17 protein-coding genes are annotated in these 24,401 nt (G+C 55.4%); 2 read left to right on the top strand and 15 right to left on the bottom strand.

Annotated features, from left to right (window positions below):
• Nucleotides 1-6: 6 nt before the first annotated feature.
• The 10 genes from GQS10_RS15345 to GQS10_RS15300 all read right to left on the bottom strand — a co-directional run bounded on the left by GQS10_RS15345 (nt 7) and on the right by GQS10_RS15300 (nt 7,980).
• Complete coding sequence (locus tag GQS10_RS15345; RefSeq protein ID WP_166243729.1) at nt 7-978, bottom strand: PhoH family protein; 972 nt, start codon at nt 976-978, stop codon at nt 7-9.
• 7 nt (nt 979-985) lie between these two features.
• Nucleotides 986-2,227 carry a sporulation protein YqfD gene (gene yqfD / locus GQS10_RS15340; RefSeq protein ID WP_243735198.1) on the bottom strand — a complete coding sequence of 414 codons (1,242 nt, stop codon included), beginning with the start codon at nt 2,225-2,227 and terminating at the stop codon, nt 986-988.
• 18 nt (nt 2,228-2,245) lie between these two features.
• Nucleotides 2,246-2,521, bottom strand: coding sequence for a sporulation protein YqfC (gene yqfC, locus GQS10_RS15335; RefSeq protein WP_166243727.1), 276 nt, complete (start codon nt 2,519-2,521; stop codon nt 2,246-2,248).
• 86 nt (nt 2,522-2,607) lie between these two features.
• Entirely contained in the window at nt 2,608-3,747 is a 1,140-nt protein-coding gene (locus GQS10_RS15330) for a PQQ-dependent sugar dehydrogenase (RefSeq protein WP_166243725.1), read from the bottom strand.
• Entirely contained in the window at nt 3,744-4,322 is a 579-nt protein-coding gene (locus tag GQS10_RS15325) for a hypothetical protein (RefSeq protein ID WP_166243723.1), read from the bottom strand. The genes GQS10_RS15330 and GQS10_RS15325 overlap by 4 nt, the downstream gene beginning before the upstream one ends.
• Nucleotides 4,323-4,370: 48 nt before the next feature.
• Nucleotides 4,371-5,354, bottom strand: a complete 984-nt coding sequence (gene floA, locus GQS10_RS15320) for a flotillin-like protein FloA (RefSeq protein WP_166243721.1) — start codon at nt 5,352-5,354, stop codon at nt 4,371-4,373.
• 34 nt (nt 5,355-5,388) lie between these two features.
• Nucleotides 5,389-6,735: an NfeD family protein gene (locus GQS10_RS15315; RefSeq protein WP_166243719.1), complete on the bottom strand. Its 1,347-nt coding sequence runs from the start codon at nt 6,733-6,735 to the stop codon at nt 5,389-5,391.
• Nucleotides 6,736-6,899: 164 nt separating this feature from the next.
• A complete protein-coding gene (locus GQS10_RS15310; protein ID WP_166243717.1) occupies nt 6,900-7,343 on the bottom strand; it encodes a GatB/YqeY domain-containing protein in 444 nt (147 codons plus the stop codon).
• 16 nt (nt 7,344-7,359) lie between these two features.
• On the bottom strand, nt 7,360-7,533 hold the full coding sequence (rpsU, locus tag GQS10_RS15305) for a 30S ribosomal protein S21 (RefSeq protein WP_166243715.1): 174 nt from the start codon (nt 7,531-7,533) through the stop codon (nt 7,360-7,362).
• Nucleotides 7,534-7,635: 102 nt separating this feature from the next.
• Nucleotides 7,636-7,980, bottom strand: coding sequence for a histidine triad nucleotide-binding protein (locus GQS10_RS15300; RefSeq protein WP_166243713.1), 345 nt, complete (start codon nt 7,978-7,980; stop codon nt 7,636-7,638).
• 81 nt (nt 7,981-8,061) lie between these two features.
• On the opposite strand from GQS10_RS15300, the gene GQS10_RS15295 reads away from it, so the two are divergent.
• Entirely contained in the window at nt 8,062-9,483 is a 1,422-nt protein-coding gene (locus GQS10_RS15295; RefSeq protein WP_166243711.1) for an NAD-dependent malic enzyme, read from the top strand.
• 111 nt (nt 9,484-9,594) lie between these two features.
• Here the strand turns inward: GQS10_RS15295 and GQS10_RS15290 are convergent, their stop codons facing one another.
• The gene (locus GQS10_RS15290) at nt 9,595-9,996 is read right to left on the bottom strand and encodes a hypothetical protein (protein WP_166243709.1); all 402 of its coding nucleotides are present in this window, start codon (nt 9,994-9,996) and stop codon (nt 9,595-9,597) included.
• Nucleotides 9,997-10,288: 292 nt separating this feature from the next.
• Here GQS10_RS15290 and GQS10_RS15285 point away from each other — a divergent pair, with 292 nt between their 5' ends.
• Complete coding sequence (locus GQS10_RS15285; protein WP_166243707.1) at nt 10,289-10,912, top strand: DUF47 domain-containing protein; 624 nt, start codon at nt 10,289-10,291, stop codon at nt 10,910-10,912.
• A gap of 27 nt (nt 10,913-10,939) precedes the next feature.
• Here GQS10_RS15285 and GQS10_RS15280 read toward each other — a convergent pair whose 3' ends face one another.
• The 4 genes from GQS10_RS15280 to addB form a co-directional block, all read right to left on the bottom strand.
• Complete coding sequence (locus GQS10_RS15280) at nt 10,940-14,371, bottom strand: AAA family ATPase (RefSeq protein ID WP_166243705.1); 3,432 nt, start codon at nt 14,369-14,371, stop codon at nt 10,940-10,942.
• The gene (locus GQS10_RS15275) at nt 14,368-15,642 is read right to left on the bottom strand and encodes an exonuclease SbcCD subunit D C-terminal domain-containing protein (RefSeq protein ID WP_166243928.1); all 1,275 of its coding nucleotides are present in this window, start codon (nt 15,640-15,642) and stop codon (nt 14,368-14,370) included. Before GQS10_RS15275 ends, GQS10_RS15280 begins: the two co-directional genes overlap by 4 nt.
• A gap of 91 nt (nt 15,643-15,733) precedes the next feature.
• The gene (addA, locus tag GQS10_RS15270) at nt 15,734-19,732 is read right to left on the bottom strand and encodes a helicase-exonuclease AddAB subunit AddA (protein WP_166243703.1); all 3,999 of its coding nucleotides are present in this window, start codon (nt 19,730-19,732) and stop codon (nt 15,734-15,736) included.
• Complete coding sequence (addB, locus tag GQS10_RS15265; protein WP_166243701.1) at nt 19,719-23,255, bottom strand: helicase-exonuclease AddAB subunit AddB; 3,537 nt, start codon at nt 23,253-23,255, stop codon at nt 19,719-19,721. Before addB ends, addA begins: the two co-directional genes overlap by 14 nt.
• Between the last annotated feature and the right edge of the window lie 1,146 nt (nt 23,256-24,401).

The following is a 24,401-nucleotide window of genomic DNA, read 5'->3' as shown; positions in this document are numbered from 1 at the left end:
CCTCCATTAGCCTTGTTTTTCACTCTCCACGTTGTAGGCCACAATAATTTTTTGAACGAGAGAGTGACGTACAACATCCTGCTCCGCAAAAATGACGAAACCAATTTCATCGATATTTTGCAAAATCCGCTTCGCTTCGATCAATCCGGAGCTCTTGCCCCTAGGAAGGTCGATCTGCGTGACGTCGCCGGTAATGACCATCTTGGAGCCAAAGCCGAGGCGGGTCAAAAACATCTTCATTTGCTCTGGTGTCGTATTCTGCGCCTCGTCCAAAATAATAAACGAATCATCGAGTGTCCGGCCGCGCATATATGCAAGCGGGGCAATTTCTATTAAGCCGCGTTCCAGCGATTTGAGCACCTGCTCCGGACCGAGAACGTCGTTAAGTGCATCATATAACGGGCGAAGGTAAGGGTCAACCTTTTCCTGCAGATCACCCGGCAAAAATCCAAGGCTTTCACCGGCTTCGACGGCTGGGCGGGTAAGAATAATCCGCTTCACCTTGCCTTCTTTGAGCGCTGCAACAGCGAGCACGACGGCCAAATACGTTTTCCCCGTACCGGCAGGGCCGACGCCGAACACGATGTCCTTCTTGCGAATGGTCGACACATAGTGACGCTGTCCAAGCGTCTTGACGCGGATCGGCTTGCCTTTGAACGTCGTCGCGATTTCGCCCTTAAACAAATCAAGCAGCTGATCGGCTTGAAGCGTCTTTGAAAGCTCGAGGGCATAAGAGATATCACGTTCCGATAACACGTATTGATTGCGTACCAACGCAAGTAAAACGGTGAACAGATGTTCCAGACGTTCGACCTCTTCATCGGGACCTTGAATCACAATTTCCGCTTCTCTTGTGAAGATGGTCGCCTGCGACTCGTTTTCGATAATGTGCAAAAATTTGTCCTGTGGACCGAAAAGGGCCAATCCTTCATTCGTGCTGTTCAGTTTGATCTTGGCTATACGCGCTTGTAACGTCAACAGTGCATCATTCTCCTTGAGATTCGGCTTGAGACTCGGCTTCAGGTACGATCGGCAGCTCAGCCGTAATATTTTCTTCCACTTCGAAAAGTACTGTCATATAAACTTTACCATTCTCCGACTTTTCATGCAAAATGTTTTCACTTCGCACCGCGGCGCCCTCTCCGCCCTTCTGCAGCACGTCCGCCCGAGCCTGCTCCAAAGCAACCGCCTTCGCCTCTTCTTCAGAAATCGGCTGCTCGACAATCTCATACGCCTTCAGCGTCTCGTTCATCCAGCCGATCGGCAGCACCCATTCCCGCCACTGCAGCGCATTGCGGTCCTGGAGCGATTCATATTGGGAAAATTCGAGCTTCCCGTAGCCTGTCAGCTGAAGCCCTCTGTCACCGAATACGACATAAAACCGCTTTCGCTCGTCGCCTGTAAACACCTTATATTTTTTCGTTAGAGGCGCTTCGATCGTATATTGGTGCCAAACAAGTCCTCGGACTTCTCCCTTGGCTACTACGGTCTCGCTGAATTCCTCGTCCCCAAGAATACCGGAGATCAGAATATCCCCTTTTCGCACATGCTGATTCGGTTGTACTAAAGGGCGTCCGCGCTCCGCTTGAATTTCGGAAATTACAGCATCAGAGTCGGCAATAATATGTCTTGGATTTAATAGCGGCTTCTTTTCCGGAATCGTCGCTTCGATGACCTTAATATGTACGCGTGTGCCCGTTACCTCAACACCGACCCAGGAAGTGCCCGGCAGCGCCGTCTGCAGACGCTTGGCAAGCACGTCCGGTTCGTCGAGTCGAAATTTCCACTGCAGCGAATGAATGCCGTTGGCCTTTGCGGCCAGCAGAACATCCTCCTCGGGGATTTTGTCCGTTCCGCTGACGGTCACCTGCCATACGACGGAGGATAAGGTATAAAGACCGATTAAAAAGGCGAGGACGCCGAACGCCAGCACTTTGCGCCTCAGCAGTTTGTCCACCATAAAAGGCAGGCCTCTTCTTTCCAAAATCCGAATCCGGGAGCCTGTCTGCTTTAACAGCGGACGCAGCTTGAAAAAATGCGGCAATGCGATACACATATCAACATATTCGCCGCTGGAATCGCGGCGAATATCCCAAATCGTTAGCTTGCGGGCAAGCGCCTCATTGACGAAATGCTCGAAGCGCCCTTGTGGTAGTCTCTTTTTACGACCGGCCAAAATCCGCACGCGGATAAAGCCTACGGCGGACAGCATTAAATGCGAAAGCATCGCGCAAACCCTCCCTGTTTAGATATAGCGGACCCCGATGATTTTACCCTCAATAAACACTTCCTCCGGCAAAATCGCACGAATAACGAGGTCGCTCCCTAAAACCTGCAACGTCCCTTTACTAAGTGCAAGCTGCAATTCCTGACTTGAAAAATGGAGGACACCCCGGTGGTTTTCGATATATAATTGCATGTCCCCGATCATGGTAACGCGCGGCAGATCAAAAATGACGTCCTGGGGCAGGTCCATCATGCCCGCTGCCCATTGATTCAATTGACGGCGCCACTTGCGCATGTAATACGAGCCCCCTCCCCTGTACTCTTACACCATATGCGCCGCCGAAAAGATTTATGAAAACGAAAAAAAGCGCCTATCCAGCCTTACGGCTTGGATAAGCGCAATTGAATGAGACGGTCGTCTTGCTCTGTCGGATTCCCTCTGCCGTCCCGATTGCTTGTGATGAAATAAATACTGCCGTCAGGCCCCTCGGCAACATCGCGGATGCGGCCGTATTCCGATTTTAGGAGCCCTTCTGCAGCAACAACTTTGTCGCCGGCGGGGTTCAGTTCAACGGAGAGAAGCTGTGTGCCACGCAGGTTAGCAGCAAGCAGTCGATGCTTCCACGGCCCGCTGCTGATAAAGGTTAGGCCCGACGGAGCCCAGGTCACCGTACCGGAATGAAGCAGCGGCGCTTCCTTCCCGGGCGCCGTTTGGTCGCCCTCGATTTCCGGCCATCCGTAATTGGCTCCCGGACGAATTCTATTGATCTCGTCATGTGCGGACTGCCCATGCTCGGAAGCATACAGCTCCTTCGTTACCGGATGCCATGCCAAGCCTTGCGGATTACGGTGCCCGTAGCTGTATACCGGGGAGCCCTGAAACGGGTTATCTTTCGGAATGCCCCCGTCTGAAGTGATACGAAGGATCTTTCCGCCAAGCGAGTCTTTCTGCTGGGCCAAGGTCGGCTTGTACATATCGCCGGCTGTAATGTAAAGATGACCGTCCGGACCGAACCTCATCCGGCCCCCGTTGTGGTTGATGCTCCCTGGAATGCCTTCGAGGAGCACCTTGTCCGGCTCTGCTTTGCCGCCGTTTTCCTTGTAACGAACCACCTTATTAAAAATTCGGCCATCCGGCTCCTCATACGTGTAATACAAATACAAGCTCTGATTTTCCGCGAACGCCGGATCGAGCACGACACCAAGCAGTCCACCTTCACCCTTCGCTTCAAACGGCTCGGGCATGACCGCGACCGGCTCAGGCTGCAGCCTGCCGTCCTTGATCACCCGCAGCGCTCCAGGGCGCTCCGTGACAAAGATTCGCCCATCTGGGGCAAAAGCAATCGACCAAGGGGCCGTCAAGCCCGATGCGATCACTTCCGTGGAGATCTTCACCTCGGCTGAGCCTTCATTTCCCGGGGCTTGAACCCCTTTGCTGCAGCCTGCCAGTGCTGCAGCCATTGCGAACATAGCGAAGAGTCCGGCTGCTGTAAGCAGCCGAACCCGCTGGCTTCGATTCATCTTGGCCAGCCTCCTCTAGGGCCGGAGAGAGGCCTTTTTGCACGCGGAGGTTCGAAAACCTCCGCCCAAATCAATCCTTGACGGGCGTCGTCCACGGATACGGCCGCCCCTGCTTCCTCATCGGCAAAGGCAATGGCGCCGCTTTCCGTTTTCACCGAGGCGACAGAAAAGCCGCCTTCGCCGATTTCCGGGCCGAAGCCGCCCTCGCCGGAGCCGACACCTTCCCCGCTCAGCAGGGAAGGCGCCGGCGCTTCCGCGGCTCTCATCCGGGCGCTGGACGGCTCAGGTTCCCGCCCAGCGGAAGACTGCGCCGGAGCCGCTTGCGCTGGCTCCGGCGAGCCGAACGGGCTCGAGCGAGGCCCTTCGGGCTGCTCCTTGCGCTCGGCCTGAGCCGCCCGCGGCCGCCCTGTCTTCTGCGGCCCCGGTCCCCCGTTGCCGAAGGGCGGCATCGACTGCTGCGGCTTTTTCTCCTGCTCGCCCTGCACCGTCTTCTTAAACAGCGAAAATAGTGAAAATAATGCGACGGCAATGAAGAAAATATTGCCCATCACAAAATCAATTATTCGTTCCAGCAACGGCGATCAGCCTCCTTTACAGCCGGTTGGCGGCAGCTTTGCTTGCCGTTAGGCCTTATCGTTCTTCGCATCGCCGGATTTCCCAATCGAGCCGCGCATTTGCGTATCTGCTTCGATATTTTTCAAGTTCATATAATCCATCACACCCAGCTTGCCGTCACGCAGCGCCTCGGCCATTGCCTGCGGCACCTGCGATTCCGCTTCGACAACCTTCGCTCTCATTTCTACGACACGCGCCTTCATTTCCTGCTCCTGCGCCACCGCCATTGCACGACGTTCTTCCGCTTTAGCCTGTGCAATTCGCTTATCGGCCTCCGCCTGCTCCGTTTGAAGATGCGCACCGATGTTTTTGCCTACGTCAACATCCGCAACATCGATGGACAAAATTTCAAACGCTGTTCCTGCATCAAGGCCCTTGCCAAGAACGGTACGGGAAATCATGTCCGGATTTTCAAGCACGCCTTTGTGCGTATCCGAAGAACCAACAGTCGTAACAATCCCTTCCCCTACACGGGCAATGATCGTTTCCTCGCCGGCACCGCCGACAAGTCGGTCGATATTTGCGCGGACCGTAACCCTTGCGCGTACTTTTACCTCAATGCCGTCCTTCGCTACTGCAGCGACAATCGGAGTTTCGATCACCTTCGGGTTAACGCTCATTTGAACGGCCGTCAAGACATCGCGTCCAGCCAAATCGATCGCAGCCGCACGTTCGAAGCCGAGCGGAATGTCCGCACGCTGTGCGGCAATCAACGCGTTCACGACACGGTCGACGTTCCCCCCCGCCAAGAAGTGGCTTTCCAGCTGGTTTATCGTTAAGCCAAGCCCAGCCTTGGTTGCTTTAATCATCGGGTTGACGATGCGGCTCGGGATAACGCGGCGAAGACGCATGGCGATCAGCGTAATAATGCCGATTCGTACACCCGAAGCCAGTGCGGAAATCCAGAGCATGACCGGAACGACACTAAGTAGAATGGAAAGACCAATTACAATTAACGCAATCGTAATTAAAAGAGAAAACATCGGATCCATGATTTGAAAACCTCCACAAGTTAGATAGAATTTTTTACTCTCTTACTTCTTTTACGACAATCCGCGTTCCGTCGGTCTTTACGACAACAATGGAAACACCCGCACCGATAAACTGGCTTTCCGACACAACGTCGTAACGAGCCCCTTCCAGCTCGGCAGTGCCCGATGGACGAAGCGGAGTGACCGTGATCCCCTTCAATCCCACCAGATGCTTCTTCGATTCAGAAGAAAAATACCCTTCCTCATCGCCGAGACGATCCCTCAAAATAAATTTGTTCCAAATGCCCTTATGTCTAAAATACCATATAAAGACACCTGCAATCACGAGAGCCGCCAAGGAAGCGTAACCTAACGTCGCCAAAGCATTTTGGCTGTCGTATGCGGCGAGAACCACCCCACCGATAATTCCGGCAAAGCCTAGAATACCAAGAATACCAAAGCTTGGCACAAATAATTCGAGCAGCAGCAGAATAATACCCGCTATAAAGAGGATCACGTCCTCCACCCCCGCAAAGCCAGCAATGTACTGACCAAAGAAATATAAAGCGAAAGCCCCCATTCCCGCCAAGCCCGGAATGCCGAAGCCCGGTACGAACAGCTCAATCAATATGCCTGCAATTCCGATGATGAATAAAATCGCCATCGTTGCCGGATTGGTCAAAAATCTGGCGACCTTCTCCGCAGCCGTCGGTTCAATCACTACCACTGTGGTCTGCTCCGCATTGATCGAGGCCAGCACTTCCTGGCGGCTTGAAGCAATGCCTTGAGCATAGCCTACTTTAACCGCTTCTTCCGCTGTGAGCGAGACGAGCTCTCCCTTTTGCTTGGTACGGGCAATCTCCGGCATTTCCACAACAATCGACGTGTCGACCATACCATGGGCAATATCCGGCTTACGCCCGTTGGATTCTGCAGCGGATCTCATTTTACTGACCCAGTGGGCAACCGTCTTTGGATCTTGAACCAAAGTCCCGGATTGATCAACGACCGCGGCAGATCCGATCGAGCTGCCAGGCGTCATGATAATCCGGTCTGCGTTAATCGCAATGAATGCACCGGCGGAAACCGCCTTTTCTCGTACAAACGCAATCGTCTCCGCCTTGGATGCTTGAACTAGTGCGCCGATGTTTTCGGCTGCGTCCACCCGCCCCCCGTACGTATTGATTTCCAGCACGACACGGTCAGCATTCAGCGCTTCCGCTTCGGCAAACGCCCGTCTAACATACTTCTCAAGTCCGGTTTCAATCGTTTGTTCAACCGGGATCACAACAGTAACACCTGCAGCTGGCACAGGCTGCGTCTCCGCTCTAACCATCGCTGCAGGTAAAACACCGGCTAACAGCATCACGCTGGTAAAAAGCATAAAAAACCATTTTCTCATCAAATGTATCGACCCTCCTTGCTGTACAGTCTTTATCAATATATCCGTATATACGTCAAAGTAATGATTAAGGATTCAATACATAACAAAAAAGGGCTCCCTTGTCCGGATGGATTTCGGGTTCCCTTTTCGTTTGTCGCTGCGAAAGCAGCGTTCATTTGTGATTATTGAAGCAATTGCTGAACCGCTTGGTTGACCAGTTTGCCATCGGCACGACCCTTCACTTTGGGCATCAAGGCACCCATGACCTTACCCATATCGGCTTTCGACGAAGCTCCTACTTCCTGAATCGTTTCTTGAACGATGGCGCGGATTTCTTCCTCAGAAAGCTGTTGAGGCAAGTATTTGGAAATTACTTCAATTTCGGCTTTCGCGTTGTCAATCAGGTCTTCTCGACCGGCTTTTTCAAACTCTTGGAGGGCGTCTTTGCGCTGCTTAACTTCTTTATTCAAGATATCAAGCACTTCATGATCTTCGAGGGACCGTTTTTGGTCGATCTCAACGTTCTTGATCGAAGCACGAACCATGCGAATGACGGAAAGTGAAAACTTATCCTGGTTCCTCATGGCTTGTTTCATATCTTCGTTCAGTCGTTCACTTAAGGTCATTCCCAGCCAAATCCTCCTAGAACTTTCTCTTACGCGCGGCCTCAGACTTCTTCTTGCGCTTTACGCTTGGCTTCTCGTAATGCTTGCGCTTCTTTACTTCAGCCAAAACGCCGTCTTTCGCAATAGACTTTTTAAAACGTCTGAGAGCGGCATCGATCGTTTCGTTTTTGCGAACTTTCGTTTCAGACACCAGTTTTCCCTCCCTCCGGACAGACCGTCCAAGACAAACGCGGTTCATTAAACTTCATTATAGGCGAAAAGAAAACCAAGTGTCAACTTTCTTATTCATGGATTATTTGGACAGCAGAGGACCAAGCTTTTCTCCGCCTAACAGATGAATATGAAGATGGTACACAACTTGTCCGCCGTCCGCGTTACAGTTGTTGATCAAACGGTATCCGTTCTCTGCAATCCCCTGCTCCTTGGCAATCGTGCGGGCCGCCTTGAATATTTCCGCTATGACTGCCGCATCCTCATCCGAGACGTCATTCATCGTAGGAATATGCTTTTTTGGAATAATAAGAATATGTACTGGAGCCGCCGGCTGAATGTCGTGAAACGCAACAACATATTCATTCTCGAACACCTTTTTTGAAGGGATTGTCCCCTCTACAATTTTACAAAAAATGCAGTCCATCAAAAGACCCCTTTCGTCCTATCTGCCTAACATGATTTTACAAAAGATTACGTGTCACGTCCAATTTTGAAGGAGGTATTTATGGCAAATCCCGCTATCGGAGGCAAAAGTGTAATTATGCGGCTTGAGCTGCAGACCGCACTCGTTTCGTTCGGAACGGTTGCAGCGGTGATCGCAGAAGCCGGCGGCGATACGATTGCAATTGACGTTATTCACACCGACCGAACCTCAACGACCCGCGACATTACCGTCACGGTCAGCGACATGGCCGTCATCGACAAAATTACGGAAACGTTACAGACAACACCCGGGGTCTCTGTCGTCAACGTATCCGACCGGACGTTCTTAATGCACCTCGGCGGAAAAATTGAGACAAAGCCAAAGCATCCGATCCAAAACCGTGATGATTTGTCACGTGTGTACACCCCCGATGTCGCACGGGTGTGCATGGCGATCCATGAGAATCAGCAAAAAGCGTTCACACTGACGGTGAAACGAAATACGGTTGCCGTCGTGTCGGACGGAACCGCAGTGCTTGGACTCGGGAACATCGGCCCTTATGCGGCGATGCCGGTCATGGAAGGTAAGGCGATGCTGTTTAAGCAATTTGCCGATGTTGACGCTTTTCCGATCTGCCTGGATACTCAGGATACCGAAGAAATTATTGAAACGGTCAAACGGATCGCTCCCGCCTTCGGAGGCATTAATTTAGAAGATATTTCGTCTCCTCGCTGCTTTGAAATTGAGCGGCGGCTGCGTGAGGAGCTCGACATTCCTGTATTTCATGACGATCAGCATGGAACAGCGGTCGTTTTATACGCCGGCCTCATCAATGCGCTAAAGCTCGTGAATAAATCAATTCAAGACGTGAGGGTCGTTGTTTGCGGTATCGGGGCCGCGGGAGTCGCCTGCAGCAAAATCCTGCTTGCCGCTGGAGTTGGTGAATTAATCGGGGTTGACCGCGAAGGGGCGATTACCGCGGACAAAACGTATTCAAATCCGGTATGGCAGTGGTACGCCGAAAACACGAACCCGAAACGGGTGTCAGGCTCTCTTGAGGAAGTAATTAAAGGCGCCGATGTATTTATCGGCCTATCCGCTGGCGGCGTATTGAAACGGAATTACGTCGAAACCATGGGGAGTGATCCGATCGTATTTGCCATGGCCAATCCAGTGCCGGAAATTCGCCCGGAGGAATGCGAGGATATCGTGGGCGTCATCGCAACAGGGCGATCAGATTTTCCGAATCAAATCAATAACGTGCTTTGCTTTCCGGGCATTTTCCGCGGGGCGCTTGACTGCAGAGCATCAGAAATAAATGAGAGCATGAAGCTGGCGGCAGCCGAAGCAATCGCTTCGGTTGTGAAGGAAGAGGAACTGAACCGGTTCTATATCATTCCAACCGTATTCAATCAGGATGTCGTGAAGCTGATTCGCGACAAAGTGGTGAGAGCGGCGATTGACTCAGGTCTTGCCCGCCGGATCCCCCGCGAATTCCGGTAACACGGATAGGCGGAAGCCTTTGGTTTAGCCGAAGCCCATAAAAAAAAGACCGACTCCGAAGCCGCCCGAAAGGAAACAGGGGCTTTGGAAGACGGTCTTTTTTCTATATGTTTACAAGTAAGATAGTGCCGTCAAGCCGAACAGCGCTGCCAGCGGGAGCGCCAAACGACGGAATCTGCGGCGCGGGTAACCGCCATACGGATATCCGTAAGGAGTGCCATAGCCTGGATAATAACCCGGTCCATAACCGTAGCCAGGACCATAGCCGTAACCAGGGCCGTAGCCGGCTCCATAGCCAAGACCCGGATAACCGCTGACCACAGCACGCATCGGATTCGGAGCCTGAGCAGCAGCAGCCAATTCCGCTTCGTTGGCCGGTACAATCAAATACACATTTTCTTCATCCACATGATCAATAATTCCGTCAATTTCTGTACCGTCAGCCATTTGCATGAGTACATATTTTTTCATATGTTCTTGACACATCGACAACGCCGTTTCTTTTGTTACCATGTTTGCTTTACGCCTCCCGCAGTTCTTAAAGTCGGCTGGGCAGTTTCCTCAGCCTTTCCCTCGCAGTATATGCGGTGCGCCCGAAACGGCGACTGTCCCGGTTATTTTTGGGCGAATGCCCTTATTCACAATGCAGGCGTGACGTTTTGAAGAAAGCATGATCAATTTAATAATCTACCCTGCATACATAACGTTTTTTGGAAAACCATAAGGATATGGTATACTCGATTACTACGAATTTACGAGTGAAAACCTTTACAAAAAGTGCTAGTTATTGAATGGAGGTCCATAATTGGCTATTTTCGGTAAAACCAATGATGAAGAATTTATTTTGCTACTTCTTAAAGCAGCGGACAACTTAATGCATGCCGCCCATGAATTCCGTGCGGCCATGACCAGCGGAAATCCTCCCGCGTCCTATTTTCCAACGATTGTGGAATACGAGCGCAAGGGAGATCAACTGACTCAGCAGCTGCTTTCCGGCTTAAGCACGGTTCAGACCGCCCCGATCGGACGCGATTCCTTGATGGAGCTCGCCCAGTGCATCGATGACGTTCTGGACGGTATTGAAGCGGCAATGGCTCGCTTCGACTACTTGGATATCGGCTTTAGCGATAAAATTATGCAGCAGTTTTCCGCATTAATTGTTTCCTGCTGCCATCACCTGGTCGAAGCCTTTAAGCTGCTTTCCGCGAAAAAGTATATTCAAATGCGCGAAAACACGGTTGAGATCAATAAGCTGGAGCACGAGGCGGACATCCTTATGCGGGAAGGCATCCGCAGCATTTTCCTGTCGAAGAGTGATCCGTACCACGACTTCAAGCTGAAGGAGCTGTACGAGCGCCTCGAGGAAACGACAGACCGCTGCGAGGACGCAGCCGACGTGCTCCAAGCGATTATTTTAAAGCATTCCTAGAAAAGGGAAAGGTAAATCGCGCTTAGATTACAACGTTTCTAAGCGCACCCTGCTCCCCCGCCCCCAAGGCTCAGCCGGCTCTACGACAAGCTTTCTCGGGAGCCGTGCGCGAAGCTCGGGCACGTGGGAAATCACACCGACCGTGAGACGGTCGACATGCAGCTTTTCAAGCGAGCTGACGACCGTTTCCAAGAGGTCGGGATCGAGCGTTCCGAACCCCTCATCAAGGAAGAAAAATTCAAGCGGGTACTTTCCGCTCAGCTGAATTTGTGCAGACAATGCAAGGGCGAGCGCTAAGCTTGTCAGAAACGTTTCCCCCCCGGAAAGGGTCGATACCGGACGGCGCACCCCGCCGTTGGCGTCATCTCGGATGACAAAGCCGCCCGAGGAGTCCATTTCGATCGCATAGCGGCCGCGGGTTAATCCGCGAAGCCGCTCCGAGGCGGTTCGGCTGACCGCCATCAGCTGCTCCTCAGCCATATACTCTACGAATGCATTGCCTCTGAATACGCTGAGCAGCTGTTGAAGGCGGCTGTATTCGGCCTGAATGCCCTCTTTTTTCCGTTCCAGCTCTTTCCAGCGCAAATGCTTTTCGCGAATGTCCTCATAATCCCGTTCCGCCCGCGCCATTTGTTCAATGGCTTCTTCGTATGCCTGCTTCGCTTCCGCCAGCTGCTGCTGAACCAGCTTCCACTGCGCTTCATCCATGCTGCGTCCCTGCAAAAGCTGATCAACGCGTGCTTCCTGCGCCGCGATCGTTTGCCCTTCTTCCCTGTAGGCGGTGATGGAAGCTTCCATTTGCTGCTTGCGGTCTGCGGCTAGGAGTGCGGCGTGCACCTCAGACTCGCTCGTAAAGCTGCTGCTCTGCAGCGCCTCCTGCCAGCGGCCGCTTGCTTTTGCATCCGTTTCTTCCGCATGCGCAAGCTTCTGCTGAGCGGCGGAAGCCGCCGAGGAGGCCTCCTCGAGCGCGGTACGCGCCGTCTCATGCGCGGCGCGGGAATGCTGCTCTTCTTCGCGCAGCTGCTTGAGCTGCGCTTCCGTTTCCTCGATCAGTTGATTCGCGTCTTCACCGCCGATCCACTCGGTAAGGCGGGTTTGCTTTTCCAAAATTAGCTTGCCGAGACCCGTTTCCTCGGTTTCCGTTTGAGCAAGCTGCTTATCCAGCGCAGCCGAACGTTTACGAAGCTGTTCGCCGGCTTCCGCCCGCTCGGCGATAAAGGTTTCGCTCTTTTTCAGCCGCTCCTTTACGTCCGCAGCTTGTTCGTCGGCCGCTTCGATGCGGCGCTGCTGCTCGGCCGCTTCTCCCGGCTTCCATTCCGGGAAGGTGCTTGTCCACTCTTGGAGCAGCGATTCGGCTTTGGCGTTAGTCTCTTGGAGCTTACGATCCAGCTCCAAGAGAAAGGCGGCCTCGGCCTGTGCTTCGGCTTGGGCCGACGAGTGCTTGCGCTGCGAGGCATGCAGCTGCTGCACGGTTTCGGCGAGCTGGCGCTCCGCCTGCTCAATTGCGCCGACCAGCTTTTGGCGCTCGGCCGTGAGCTGCGCTAACGCTGCGGCCAGCTGCGCAGGCGATGCAGCCTCCGGTAGGCGCAGCGCCTCGGCTGCCGCCGCCGCTTCGCGTGCGGCAGCGGCTTCCGGCGACGCCGCGGCTTGGCCGAGCTCGGCCGCGACCGTGCGCTGCAGCGCCTGCAGGCGGTGGCGGTCGCTTTCGAGCCGCTGCAAGGCCGCATGGGCCTCGCGCAGCTGCTGCTCGAGCTGCTGCAGCGGCGATGGCGCGGCGGCGTCCTCGCCGGCCGTGCCGTGCGCGGGCGCCGGGTGCTCGGCGGAGCCGCACACGGGGCATGGCGCGCCGTCCTGCAGGGCGTGCGCCAAGCGCGACGCGAGCTGCTGCAGCTCCTGCTCCTGCAGGAGGCGGCGCTGCGCGTCGATTTGCGCGGGCAGCTGCTCCGCCGCTTGCTGCGCAAGCTGCAGCAGGCCTTCGCCGGCGGCGTCGAGCTCACGCAGCGCGGCATCGGCGGCGTGAAGCTTGTCCAGCAGCGCGGCCGTCAGCTGCTGGCACTCGCTTTCCGCAGCCGCCAGCGTGCTGTGCCGCTGCTTGCGGCTGCGGATTTGCTCCAGCAGCTCCGCGCGGCTCTCTTGAGCCGCCGTAAGCTGCTGCTCCAGGCGGGCGGCCTGCGACGCCCGCTTGCGCTGCTCGGCGCCGATTTCGACGGCGGCGAGCTGCGTTCGCAGCTCCTGCTGGCGCTGCTGCGCCTTCGCGAGCAGCTCCTCCTCGCGCGCCGCCTGCTCCAGCGCAGCCTTCAGCTCGCCGCGCTCGGCCTGGAGCCGCTGCTGCAGCCGGGTCCGCTCCGCCAAGAGGCGGGCGATTTCGCTTTGCAGCTCCCGCGCGTCGCGGAGCCTCGCCAGCCTCGCAATGGCCGGCGCTTCGCCTGCCTCCAGCGCCGCTCTTGCCGCGGCATGCCGCTGGCCGGCGGCAGCCGTCTGCTCCGCCGAGGCCTCTTTGCGGCGCACGGCGGCTTCGCTTTCAGCGGCGGCTAGGCCTCTTATCTGCCCCGCCGCCTCCTTCTCCGCAAGCAGCGCGCGCAGCTGCTCGGCCTGCAAGCTGCGCTCCAGCGCACGCTCCATGACACCGATACGCTCGACCTGCTCTAGATGCGCCTGCTTCCGGATCGTGAGCCTACGCTTCTCTTCCGAATGCTCCCACAAGCGGCGTGCCTCCTGCTCCTCGGACTCCGCCTTGTGAAACAGAGTGCGCCGTACAGCCGTTGCCGTACGCTGGCTCGTTAACGCCGCTTCACGCTCGCGCACTTCTTCTTCCGAAGCATGGCCCAGCCCTGCCTGCTCCGCCTCCAGCTCCTTCAGCAGCGCTTCATTGTTCTTATACCGTTTACTAATTTTTTGGTAGAGTAGATCTCCATAATGTTCAAGATGAAACAGACGCTGAAGCATCAGCCGCCGATCTTTACCGGTGAGGGACAAAAACTCCGCGAATTTGCCCTGCGGAAGCACAACAGCCCGGGTGAAGTCGGTCATGGACAGTCCGAGCAGCTTTTGGACCGACTGCGTCACTTCCCCTGCTTTGTCGGCCAGCACCGCATCCTCTTCATCCCCTAGAGCAACCCGCACCATGCGGCTGATCTTTTGCTCGATGGAAATTTCATTTTTCCGCTTATAGGTCCGCTCCACACGGTAACGCTCGCGCCCCTTCGCGGAAGCAAGCTCGAATTCAAAAGAAACGGCGAGCTGCTGCTCCGCCTGATTCATAATCCCGTGCGTACCGCTCGATGCCCGTTCCACGGTGCCGTACAGCGCCAGCGTCATCGCATCCAGAATAGAGGATTTTCCGCTTCCGGTAGGACCAAAAATGCCAAAAACGCCCGCTTCCGTAAGCGTTTGAAAATCGACGGTTTGCGGTTCCCTATAGCTTTGCAGTCCGGAAATGGTCAGCTTGATCGGTCTCATCCCGCCGCCTCCTCATCGTCGTTCTGGTCATGCTGCAGCAGCTCCATAAAGAGCTGTACAAGCTCCTGCTCCGGCTCGGCTCCGCCAGTTTGGCGGACGTAGAAGCGGCGGAACATCTCGTCTACCGATAAACGTTCCCGATCCACACCGAACGAACCGGTCTCCTCTTTATCCGGATAAACCGGGCGAATCACTGTAATTCCGGGATGCGCCTTGCGCAGGTTGTGAATATGCTCCATCGTGAGCGCCTCGGTCATCATCACATCCAGCTCGATCCACGCATTGGCATCGCGTCCTTCCTCCAGCCAGCCGTACACCTCGGCGATCCCCCCTTTCGCTTTCCAATTCACAAGCGGCCTGCCGCTCGATAATGGAATTTCCGTAACAAGCGGCGATCCGCCGAGGGATACCTCCACGATAGAAACGGACTTGGCATGACCCGCTTCCGAGAAGCTGTAAGCAATCGGAGAGCCGCTGTAGCGGACCAGCGAAGGGGCAGATAACGTCTGCGCCCTATGTAAATGCCCTAACGCAACGTACTGCGGAAGCAGCAGTGAAGAAGCCGGGGAAAACAGTCCCGCTTGCCCCCCCGCATCCTCGCCTCCGTCCTCTTCCTGACCGGATGCGCCGAGGACGCCGCAAAGCGCCGCACTATCCACGGTGTATGCGCCGCCAACCTGAATAGGGCGCTCGGAATCCGGCGTTTCCTTGCCCCCCTTGGCAAAAACATGGCTCATGACGAGATTGACTGTGTCCGTTCGAAACCCGGATGCTCCTCCCGCGACAAGACGGGCGATCCGCTCCGAATACGCCTGCTGCAGCTTTCGCTCGTCGGCTTCCAGTTCCAATAGTTCATTGAGCCGTGCTTCCGAGGGATACGGCAGTCCGTACAGAACAGCCTGCTCGCCCGTCCGGCGGACAGGAATCGTTACCGCTTCCTTAACCGGAAGTCCAAGCAGCGTAATCGCCTGCTTGGCGGCAAGCGGCGCCGAAGCCGCCAGCCGGTCCGGGTGATCGTGATTGCCCGCGATCGCCGCAATCGGCACCTTCCCTCCGTCTGATAGACGATTCAAGGCGTCGTAGAATAGCTGCTCGGCCGCTGCCGGAGGGTTCACAGAGTCGTAAACGTCTCCCGCCATTAAAATAAGATCGATGCGCTCTTCACGGACGATGCGCTCCAGTTCGTCAATGAATAATTCCTGCTCCGGAAGCCGGCTGCGGCCCTCCAGCATTTTTCCAAAATGCCAGTCCGCGGTGTGCAAAATTCGGATCGGAACCCTCTCCCCTCATCTCGTTTCTCTACTAAATCCAATCATCTCATCGGTGCATAAAATGCTAGGCCCCCGTATTCGAACGGCCGTATTACGAGTTCATCTCTATTAAATGCGCTCCATTGAAGAAAAACAGATAAGATTCCGTAACTTCGCGTTTCCAGGCGATTTCCACCGCTTTCCGATACACGCTAAGCTGCAGCCGGTACCGTTCCCGCAGCTCTTCCAGCCTTCCGCCATAGACCGCGTCGGTTTTAAAATCTAGCAGCACCAAACCTTGCTCGTCCTGGAACAAGCAGTCGATAACCCCCTGCACAAGCACGGTTTCCCCCTGCAGCTGCTCTGCCAGCTCCTGACCGTATACCTCTTCGGCGGGCAATCCAAGTGAGAACGGAACCTCCCTGCGAACATCTCTAGCAGAAAGCAGCCTCTGTCCAATCGGCGTGGCAAAAAATGACGTGATCAACGCTGGATCAACGGCCTCCCGCTGTACTTTCGTCAGCAGCCTTTTTTCTACCATCGCATCCAGCGCCTCTACCGCTTTCTCCGAATCGATAGCGTCCGAGCCATCCAGTGGAATGAGCTGCATCACCGTATGATAAGCAATCCCGCGCTCCGCAGCGGTGAGCGACTGCGCCTCCAAAAACTTTGGACGGCGGTGCGGCTGATCGATGTGTTTTCGCTCCTTGTCGACGCTTCTAGCACGCATTAAATCGAAATGAGCAGCCTCTTCTTCGTTTTCCCGTTCCGAGAAGCGCCGCTTCATCTCCGATATCGTCGTTTTCGAAAACACATACGGCGCCTTAGGGTAGGAATAAGCCCACTCCAGCCGTGCTGCCGCTATCCGTGCCTCCGGCAGCTCCTCTGCCGGCACCGGCTCCACTCGCGCAACTGCAGCCTCCATCGCCGGATCTGCCGCGCTCAGCGCTACGGCGGCCTGGGCGAGCATTTCCGGCTTAGCAAAGCCGACCAGCCAGCGCGAGCGCTCGCCGTGCAGCATTTCTGCAAGCCGGCCACGCGTACCCGCCGGAGCCGATTCCTCCGACCCTTCCGCCGCAGCTTCGCGCAGTACAGCCGCATCCGGATGGCGGATCAAGGACGCGCCCAGCCAATCCAAGTAGCTGCGGGCGCCAAGCAGCGCCGCCCCCGGCAGCTGCAGCTCCTCGCGGCTGAGCAGCGCCGACCAGCGGGATAGCTGCTTCGCTGCATTTTGCAGCGTGCCGCAGAGGATCAGCTTTTCCTTCGCGCGGGTAAGCGCGACATAAAGCACGCGCATTTCCTCCGCCAGCATTTCTCTGCGCAGCCTCCGCTTAATCGCCACTGCCGGAAGCGAAGGATAGCTGATCCGCAGCTCACTATCGGTATACCGAGGCCCAAACCCGAGCCGCTTATGCAGAAGGAAGTTTCCGTTCAAGTCCATTTCATTGAATTTCTTGCCCATTCCCGCCACGAAAACAACCGGGAATTCCAAGCCTTTACTTTTGTGAATGGTCATGATGCGGACAACGTCCTCCTGCTCGCCAAGTGCCCTGGCCGCTCCCAGATCGCTTCCGCTTTCCTTCATCCGCTCGATAAAACGCAAAAACCGGAACAAGCCGCGCATCGAGGTTGTCTCAAACTGTCTAGCCCGGTCGTACAGCGCGCGCAAATTGGCCTGCCGCTGTGTGCCTCCCGGCAAGCCGCCGACAAAGTCGTAATAGCCGGTTTCGCGGTACAGCTGCCAGATCAAATCAGCCAGAGAGCCTTGCCGCGCTCGTGTTCTCCACCCCGAGAGCTTTTCTAAAAACCGGCCCAGCTTGTCCTGCAGCTCCGAGCGGTTTTCCTCGCTGGCGACGAAAGCCGCGGCCGCCTCATAATACGGCGCTTTGCGGTCGGCTAATCGGATCCGTGCCAATTCGTCAGCCGTTAGCCCGGCCACCGGAGAGCGAAGCACAGCCGCAAGCGGAATATCCTGCAGCGGATTGTCGATCGTTTGCAGCAGCGAGATCACCACCTCCACCTCAACCGCAGCAAAATACCCCGTGCTCAGCTCCGCATAGGAAGGAATGCCGACCATGCGCAGCTCCTCCATGAATACCGGCGCCCACTGCTCGGTTGCCCGCATCAGAATGACGATATCGCGAAACTGGATCGGGCGCAGTCCTTGTTTTCGATCCGCCACACGCATCGCTTCGATGCCCGGCACCTGGCCCATCAGCGCCCGAATGCGCTCCGCAATCAGACGCGCCTCCAGCTGCGCCGTCTCCAGCTCCCGCGCTTCCTCGGCAATCCGGTCCACGGCCGTTTCTTCCGTTTCGGCGGAATCACTGCTTTCCACGGAAGCTTCGCCGTCGGAAATGTCTCCGAAGTCACGATCGACGAGCAGCAGCTCGGTGCTGAGATCATGTCCGCTAAAGCCGGGATCTGGGTATTCCGCACCGCATACCAGCTCCGCCCGCTCATCGTAGTCCATTTCAGCAGCGCGCTCATGCATGATTTGCTTGAAAATAAAGTTGACGGCGTCGACGACCTCCGCACGGCTCCGGAAATTGCGCGCAAGGTCGATTCGGCGTCCTGTTGCAGACGACGCTTGAGCACCGGACAGAGCCTGTTCTTCTCCGTTCGTTCCCCTCGTTGGCAAGCCATTGAAATCCGCTAAACCGTGTCCGCTTGCTTGCTGTTCGGCTGCTTCACGGACTTGGCCCTTCGGCTTCCCATCGCCATAGGTGCGGTATTTCTCCATGAAAAGCTCCGGTTCCGCCAGCCTGAATTTATAAATACTTTGCTTCACGTCGCCGACCATAAACCGGTTGCCCGTACCTTCCCGTGAAAGCAGCCACACAATCGTCTCCTGTACGCGGTTCGTATCCTGGTACTCGTCCAGCATCACCTCGTCAAACTGCTCGCGGTAAGAGAGCGCCGCCTCAGAAGGCTGCAGACGATCCGGCTCAGAAGAAGGATCCCGCAAAATTTCCAGCGCAAAATGCTCCAGATCGGAAAAATCAAGCAGCCCCTTCTCGGATTTTGCACGGCTGTATGCGGCTGAAAATTCCTTTACGATTCGCGCCAGCAGCTCCATATCAGGCGCCAGCGCGCGAACCTCCTCCAGATAGGCTTCAGGCGGCCGGTCAAACAGCTGATCCTTCAGCGCCTTCCACTGCTTCTTCACCTGCTCGCGCAGCGCTTTGACCTGCTCCTGCAGCCGCGCGTCCGTCTCGTCCGCCTTCACACGCTTGAAAGCGGCAAAGCCGCCTACAGCGAATTGCGCATAGAGGCCGTCCCAAGAACGCGCCGTCGCCTGCTCGGTCAACCGGGCGAGCATATCCAGATCCTCTTGAATCGCCGCCGCATAAGGCGCCGGTCCTCCCGGCTTGCGGCAGAGTGCCAGCGCCTGCTCGGCATGCTGCTGCATCCCGTCAAGCTCCAGAGCAATATCCTCGATCAGGCTGTCCATCCACAGCTGATTGCCGCCATCGGTCAAAAACTGTCCGGCCATTTCGGATAACCAATAATCCGGCCATGGATGGCTTCGCGAAAAATCATACAGCCGCTCTACGAGAGCATACAGCTCTTCATCGCCGCGCTCGCCCCCGAACGATTCCGCAAGCCGCCAAAATCCGCTTTCCTCGCCGTTTTCGCCGTAATAGCCCTCAAACAGCTCGCCCAGCACCTCTTGACGCAGCAGCGCCGCTTCCGTTTCGTTGGCAATGCGGAAGCCGGGGTCCAGCCCGATTACATGAGAATACCGCTGCAAAATTTCCATGCAGAACGAATGCAGCGTTGTGATTGAAGCCCGATTGAGCACCGCCAGCTGCTTGCGGATATGCCTCGATTCCGGAGTGCGCTCCAGCGCCTTTTCCAAGGCGTCGCGAATCCGGTGCCGCATTTCGTCCGCAGCCGCCTTCGTAAAGGTTGCCACCAGCAGGCGGTCGACATCGGTCGGCCGATCGGGATCGGTAATCCGGCGAATGAGCCGTTCCACGAGCACCGCCGTTTTGCCCGAGCCCGCTGCCGCAGCGACCAGCAAATTCGTGTCGCGTACCGTGATCGCATTCCACTGATCATCCGTCCACTTCGGACCCGCTGCGTTAGATTGATTAGCCGATGTCATCACGCTCCGCCTCCTTTTCCACGTGTTCCCATATCTGCTCTGATTTCACAGGCGAGAGATTCCGATAATCATTGCCCTCCATCAAGCGATCAAACTGACAAACCGGCTTGTAGGGACAAAAAGAGCAGGCTGTCTTGTTTCCGAGACGGTACGGCGCGATCTCAACATTACCCGATAGAAGATTCGAGCCGATGTCGCTCATCTTTTTCCGCACAAAGGTACGAAGCTCGTTCCACTTCTTCTCCGGAGCAACCGAGGAACCGTGAGCAAAGCCCCCATCCTTTTTCAGCCGCACCGGAATGACCTCGGAGTAGCCGCTTTCGAGCGTCCCGTCCATTTTTTCGATCACTTCTTTATGCTCCAGCAGCAGTCCGCGCATTTTATATGTCTTGAACAGCAGCTCCTTGGCCGACTCCGCCCCAATCGCCTTGCCCGGCTTAAGCATCGGATAGTGCACATGGAAATAAAGCACTCCGGCCGCTCTGGCCGGTTCACCGAGCCAGCTCTGCGCATGGGTCACGGCCGCGTCCAAATAAGCGAGCAGCTGCAGCGACAGCCCGTAATAAACTTCAGCCAGCGACAATGCGCGGCTGCTCGATTTATAATCGATGACGCGCAAGTAGCTGTCACCGTCGATGACGGCGCGGTCTACGCGGTCAATCCGCCCTTCCAGCTGCATTGACCGGCCCGCTTCCAGTGGAAGCTCAAGTGCGGGCAGATGCCCGCCCCGCCCGAATTGCAGCTCCAGTCCCGCCGGGACAAATTCCCCGTAACCGGCCTGCTTGCCGAGCACCGCCGCCGTTTGCGAAACAACCTCGCGCAGCCTTCGGGAAATATAGCCGTGCCGCTTGCTGCTGAGCAGGATTTCGTTTTGCAGCCGCGGAATCAGCTGCTCTACCGCATGCGCGGCCAGCTCGGCGTACTGCTCCTCCGTCACCTCGCGCAGATCGATGCCCCGCCGCGCCAGCTCGGCCAGCACGGCATGCAGCGCCGCATGATAAAACTGCCCGATATCAGGCGTTTCCAGCTTATACACCCGCCGTTCCTGCAGCCGCAGCCCATGCGCCGCAAAAAACGAAAACGGACAAGCGGCAAACCGCTCGAGCCTGGATATGCTCGCCGTCAGGCTGCCTCCATACAGCAGCTCCGGCGACGTACCGGATAGCGGTGATTCCTCGTTCGTATAAAATAATGAGCGCACCCGCAGGCGAAGCTCCTCGCGCCAATCCGGCTGCATGCAGTACCAATTGTAGATCGACCACCACAATGCATGAATGCTTTCCCCTGCCTTCCACTTCCGCAGCTGTGCCAGCAGGAGAGGCAGAACCGTTTTCGGATGCGCGATAAAAGGCAGCTGCGCCGCTGCCTGTTCCCAGGTGTTCGGCTCGCCGGCCAGCAGCTTTTCCTGCACGCCCGGAACGAGCTGCTTCACTCTGCGGATGACCTCAGACGGAAGCAGCCCTCTTCCCTCCTCGTCAGCAAGAGGATAACTAAGCCACAGCCGCTCCTCGGCCGCCGACAGCGCCGTATAAATCAAATACTGCTCATCCAGCAGCTTGCGCCGTGCTCCCGGAGCCAGCTCAAGCCCTGTAGCCGCCAGCGTTTCCCGCTCTGGCTCGGAAAACAAGCTGCCGCCCTCCGCGCCTTTAGCCGGAAGCACGCCGTCATTGACGCCAAGCAGAAATAAATGCTTAATGCGGAACGTCTTAGACCGCTCCAAGCTCCCCACCAGCACCTGGTCCAGCGAAGGCGGGACCAGGCCGAGCTTGATGCTCTCCAGCCCCGTCTCTACCATGCCTGCAAACCACTCCAACGGGAGCTCGTCATCCCCAGCCATTTCTACAATCTGGTCAAAAAGATCGACAATGCGATCCCACATCTGCCCGTGCTCTCGTGCCTTTTCCGGCTCGCCGCGTTCCTCGCACTGTGCGCTCCAAGCTTCCAGCCGTTCGGGAACCTGGATCCCTTCCAGCATTGCATACAGAGCGGCAGCCATGTCTCGTACGGTTTTGGCCCCCTTCAGCTTGCGTTCAAACGCTCCAAGCGGACCGGCAATCCACCGCCGATACGTGTTGATTTTTTGTAAAAAGGCTTCGTTCCGCTCCTGTCTGCTCTGTTCATCCTGCTCTTCCAGTCCGGCGGAATGCGTATACGTCCACGGCCTGTCGTCCGTCCAGCGCGAGCCTTGGATGCCGAACGCCAGCACATAGTTCTCCAGAGCGTCCATTCCCGTTCGCGCCGCTTCTAGCGCTTCTTCGTTGTTCGCCGCCTCCTGCGGAAACAGCAGTTCCGTCTTCGCTGCGCGAAAAACAGCGTCGTACCGCCAGTAGCCAGTGACCGTCTCCAAGGCGGAGCGAATTAGCTCGGCAAGCGGGTGATGCAGCACGCTTCGCTTCTGATCCATAAAGTACGGAATGCCGTAGTCCGTAAACACGGCCGAAATATAATCCTCATAAGCCTCGGCATTGCGCACAAGAACGGCAAAATCCCGAAACCTGCGGCCGTTTTCAGCTGCAAGGCGCAAAATCTCTCTCGCCGCAGCTTCAACCTCAACCCTGCGGTTTAATGCCGCTCGCAGCGCGAGCTCGCTGTCCACATTTGCTCCCACTGCGGTGAATGCGGAAGCCGTGCGCCGTCCATAGCCCTGCTCCACATGAGCTAGCACCGGACTGTGCGTATGTCTTGCCTGCTCCTTCAGCACGAGCGCCGGCTCTCTCGTAACGCCTCGCTCGTCTATCATTTCGTTCAGCTTCCGCATCGTTACAGCTGTCGGATGAAACAATTCCAGCTCGTCCGGCTGCTCTCCCGCGCGGTATTCCCGGTCCACGCAGAGCGATACTGTGACGGAGCGGCAGTGGACGAACAACTGCTCGACAACGGCCAACTCCTGAGGGGTAAACCCGTTAAACCCATCCAGCCAAATCTCCGACTCGCGGATCGACGGTGAATGCGGAATCCCTTCCGCCAAATGCGCCAAGTAATCCTCCGAATCCACATAGAGCCCCTTTAGGGACTGCTCAAAATCCTCGTACAGCAGCGAAATGTCCGACAGCTTGTCCTGCAGGGCAGCCCCATGTCCGTCCGCCTCCTGTGCGTAGTCAAGCAGCTCCTTCGCCCCTACCCGATACCGTTTAAACTCATTAAACATATCGTTCAGCTTATCGATAAAACCAGCTTGACGTGAGGTCCCCCGGAACAGCTTCAGCTCCTTCTGCTTCCGGTGGAACAGCTTGTACAGCAGCATTTTTTTGCCGGTATCGTCTATGTACGTTGCCGCCGTCCCCCCTGTCTCCTGCATCACGCGGAACGCAAGCCGCCGAAAGCTAAGGCTCTGCGCCCTCAGCACACCAGCTGTCTCTGGGTTAGAAACCAGCGCATAATCCGCCTGAAAGGTCGCCTGCTCCGGCACTAAAAAAATAAGCGGCCCGCCGTCGGGCTTTTCCCGCAAACGGTCGCGAATTTCCGACAAGCATCGCTCCGTCTTTCCGCTGCCCGAGCGGCCGATAATAAACCGAACTGCCATGTCAACACCCCTGATCTATGAAAAAAGCCTAGATATTTAGCCCAAAATCTCATGAAGGCAAATAGACTCTCCTGCTTTTGATTCTTTATGCTATTTTAACATACAAAAATAGGGATCGCATGTTCGGTTTTTTGGTAACTTCGTTTTTAGAACAGCTCGTTAATGTCGCATTCATTGTTGCATTCATTGCTGCATTCATAGGCCATCTATTTATCTTGCGGCACTTAGCATGAATGAAGGCCTCAACACTGGATCTACAACATGAACTATTTATCTTCTAACATTCAAAAGGATGTGCCGTCCCGCACATCGCAGTGGATGCGGAGTTTCATAGGGCTGGTAACATACGATTTTGCCGACGACACAAACAAACGGACGACGTATATCACGACAGGTATAAATGCACCGCCCTCCTCTTCAAAAAAAACAAAAAGCCGATACCTATCTCGTACGAAATAGATACCGACTTTCCAATCAAACTTCCAAACTCAATTTTTGATTTCAGATTTCAGATTCCAACTTCTAGTCTTCCGTTTCGAATCCATCCAGACGTTTATTTAAAGCCAAGCATGAGAACTCTTCGAACTATATCAGAAATGAAGCAAGGTCGCCGGACTTGGTTTGACCGGCTGACTGTCTACAATCCGATAGGCTGTGGTTAGACTCTTCTATTCCAATGGACTTGAGTCGACTTGGTTGCAGTCGTCATGCTCCTCTGAACTTGTATTTATCTAGAAAACTCGACTGAAATTACTTAGATTTTTTGCTTGTCTAAATTTGAGATGAATTGGTTAGTTATGGTTACTCTTGTTGTCTTAGTTTACATGGTTAGCTAGTTTGATCTTGTGTCTTGTGTCTTGTGTCTTGTGTCTTGTGTCTTGTGTCTTGTGTCTTGGTTTAAGGTTTGCTTTTGCTGCTTGGTTGTTTTGGTAGTTTTGGTTGTATGGCTAGCTTGTCATGTTTTGCTTGGTTGCCTTGGTTTGTTTGACCATACCTAGCTAGTCCTAGCTAGTCCTAGTTAGCATTTGCTGCACTTAGTTGACCCGATGCACCCGACTAGCTAATACAAGTTATTTGTATTAATTTACAAAAATCACGAAATCTGATGCCGATAACGGTTAGGCCCCCTAATTCCGGAGTCATGCC

Origin of the sequence: Paenibacillus turpanensis (assembly GCF_011421635.1) — a bacterium.
GTDB lineage: Bacteria > Bacillota > Bacilli > Paenibacillales > YIM-B00363 > Paenibacillus_AK > Paenibacillus_AK turpanensis.
The sequence above is the reverse complement of the archived record's forward strand: the minus strand, read 5'-3'. Positions and strand labels throughout refer to the sequence as shown.

Coding starts and splice junctions, on each gene's coding strand:
- GQS10_RS15300 (WP_166243713.1), bottom strand. CDS start 7,980: ATGGACTGCATTTTTTGTAAAATTGTAGAGGGGACAATCCCTTCAAAA.
- floA (WP_166243721.1), bottom strand. CDS start 5,354: ATGGATCCGATGTTTTCTCTTTTAATTACGATTGCGTTAATTGTAATT.
- addA (WP_166243703.1), bottom strand. CDS start 19,732: ATGACATCGGCTAATCAATCTAACGCAGCGGGTCCGAAGTGGACGGAT.
- GQS10_RS15290 (WP_166243709.1), bottom strand. CDS start 9,996: ATGGTAACAAAAGAAACGGCGTTGTCGATGTGTCAAGAACATATGAAA.
- GQS10_RS15310 (WP_166243717.1), bottom strand. CDS start 7,343: ATGACCTTAAGTGAACGACTGAACGAAGATATGAAACAAGCCATGAGG.
- GQS10_RS15315 (WP_166243719.1), bottom strand. CDS start 6,735: ATGAGAAAATGGTTTTTTATGCTTTTTACCAGCGTGATGCTGTTAGCC.
- yqfC (WP_166243727.1), bottom strand. CDS start 2,521: ATGCGCAAGTGGCGCCGTCAATTGAATCAATGGGCAGCGGGCATGATG.
- GQS10_RS15295 (WP_166243711.1), top strand. CDS start 8,062: ATGGCAAATCCCGCTATCGGAGGCAAAAGTGTAATTATGCGGCTTGAG.
- GQS10_RS15330 (WP_166243725.1), bottom strand. CDS start 3,747: ATGAATCGAAGCCAGCGGGTTCGGCTGCTTACAGCAGCCGGACTCTTC.
- GQS10_RS15280 (WP_166243705.1), bottom strand. CDS start 14,371: ATGAGACCGATCAAGCTGACCATTTCCGGACTGCAAAGCTATAGGGAA.
- yqfD (WP_243735198.1), bottom strand. CDS start 2,227: ATGCTTTCGCATTTAATGCTGTCCGCCGTAGGCTTTATCCGCGTGCGG.
- addB (WP_166243701.1), bottom strand. CDS start 23,255: ATGGCAGTTCGGTTTATTATCGGCCGCTCGGGCAGCGGAAAGACGGAG.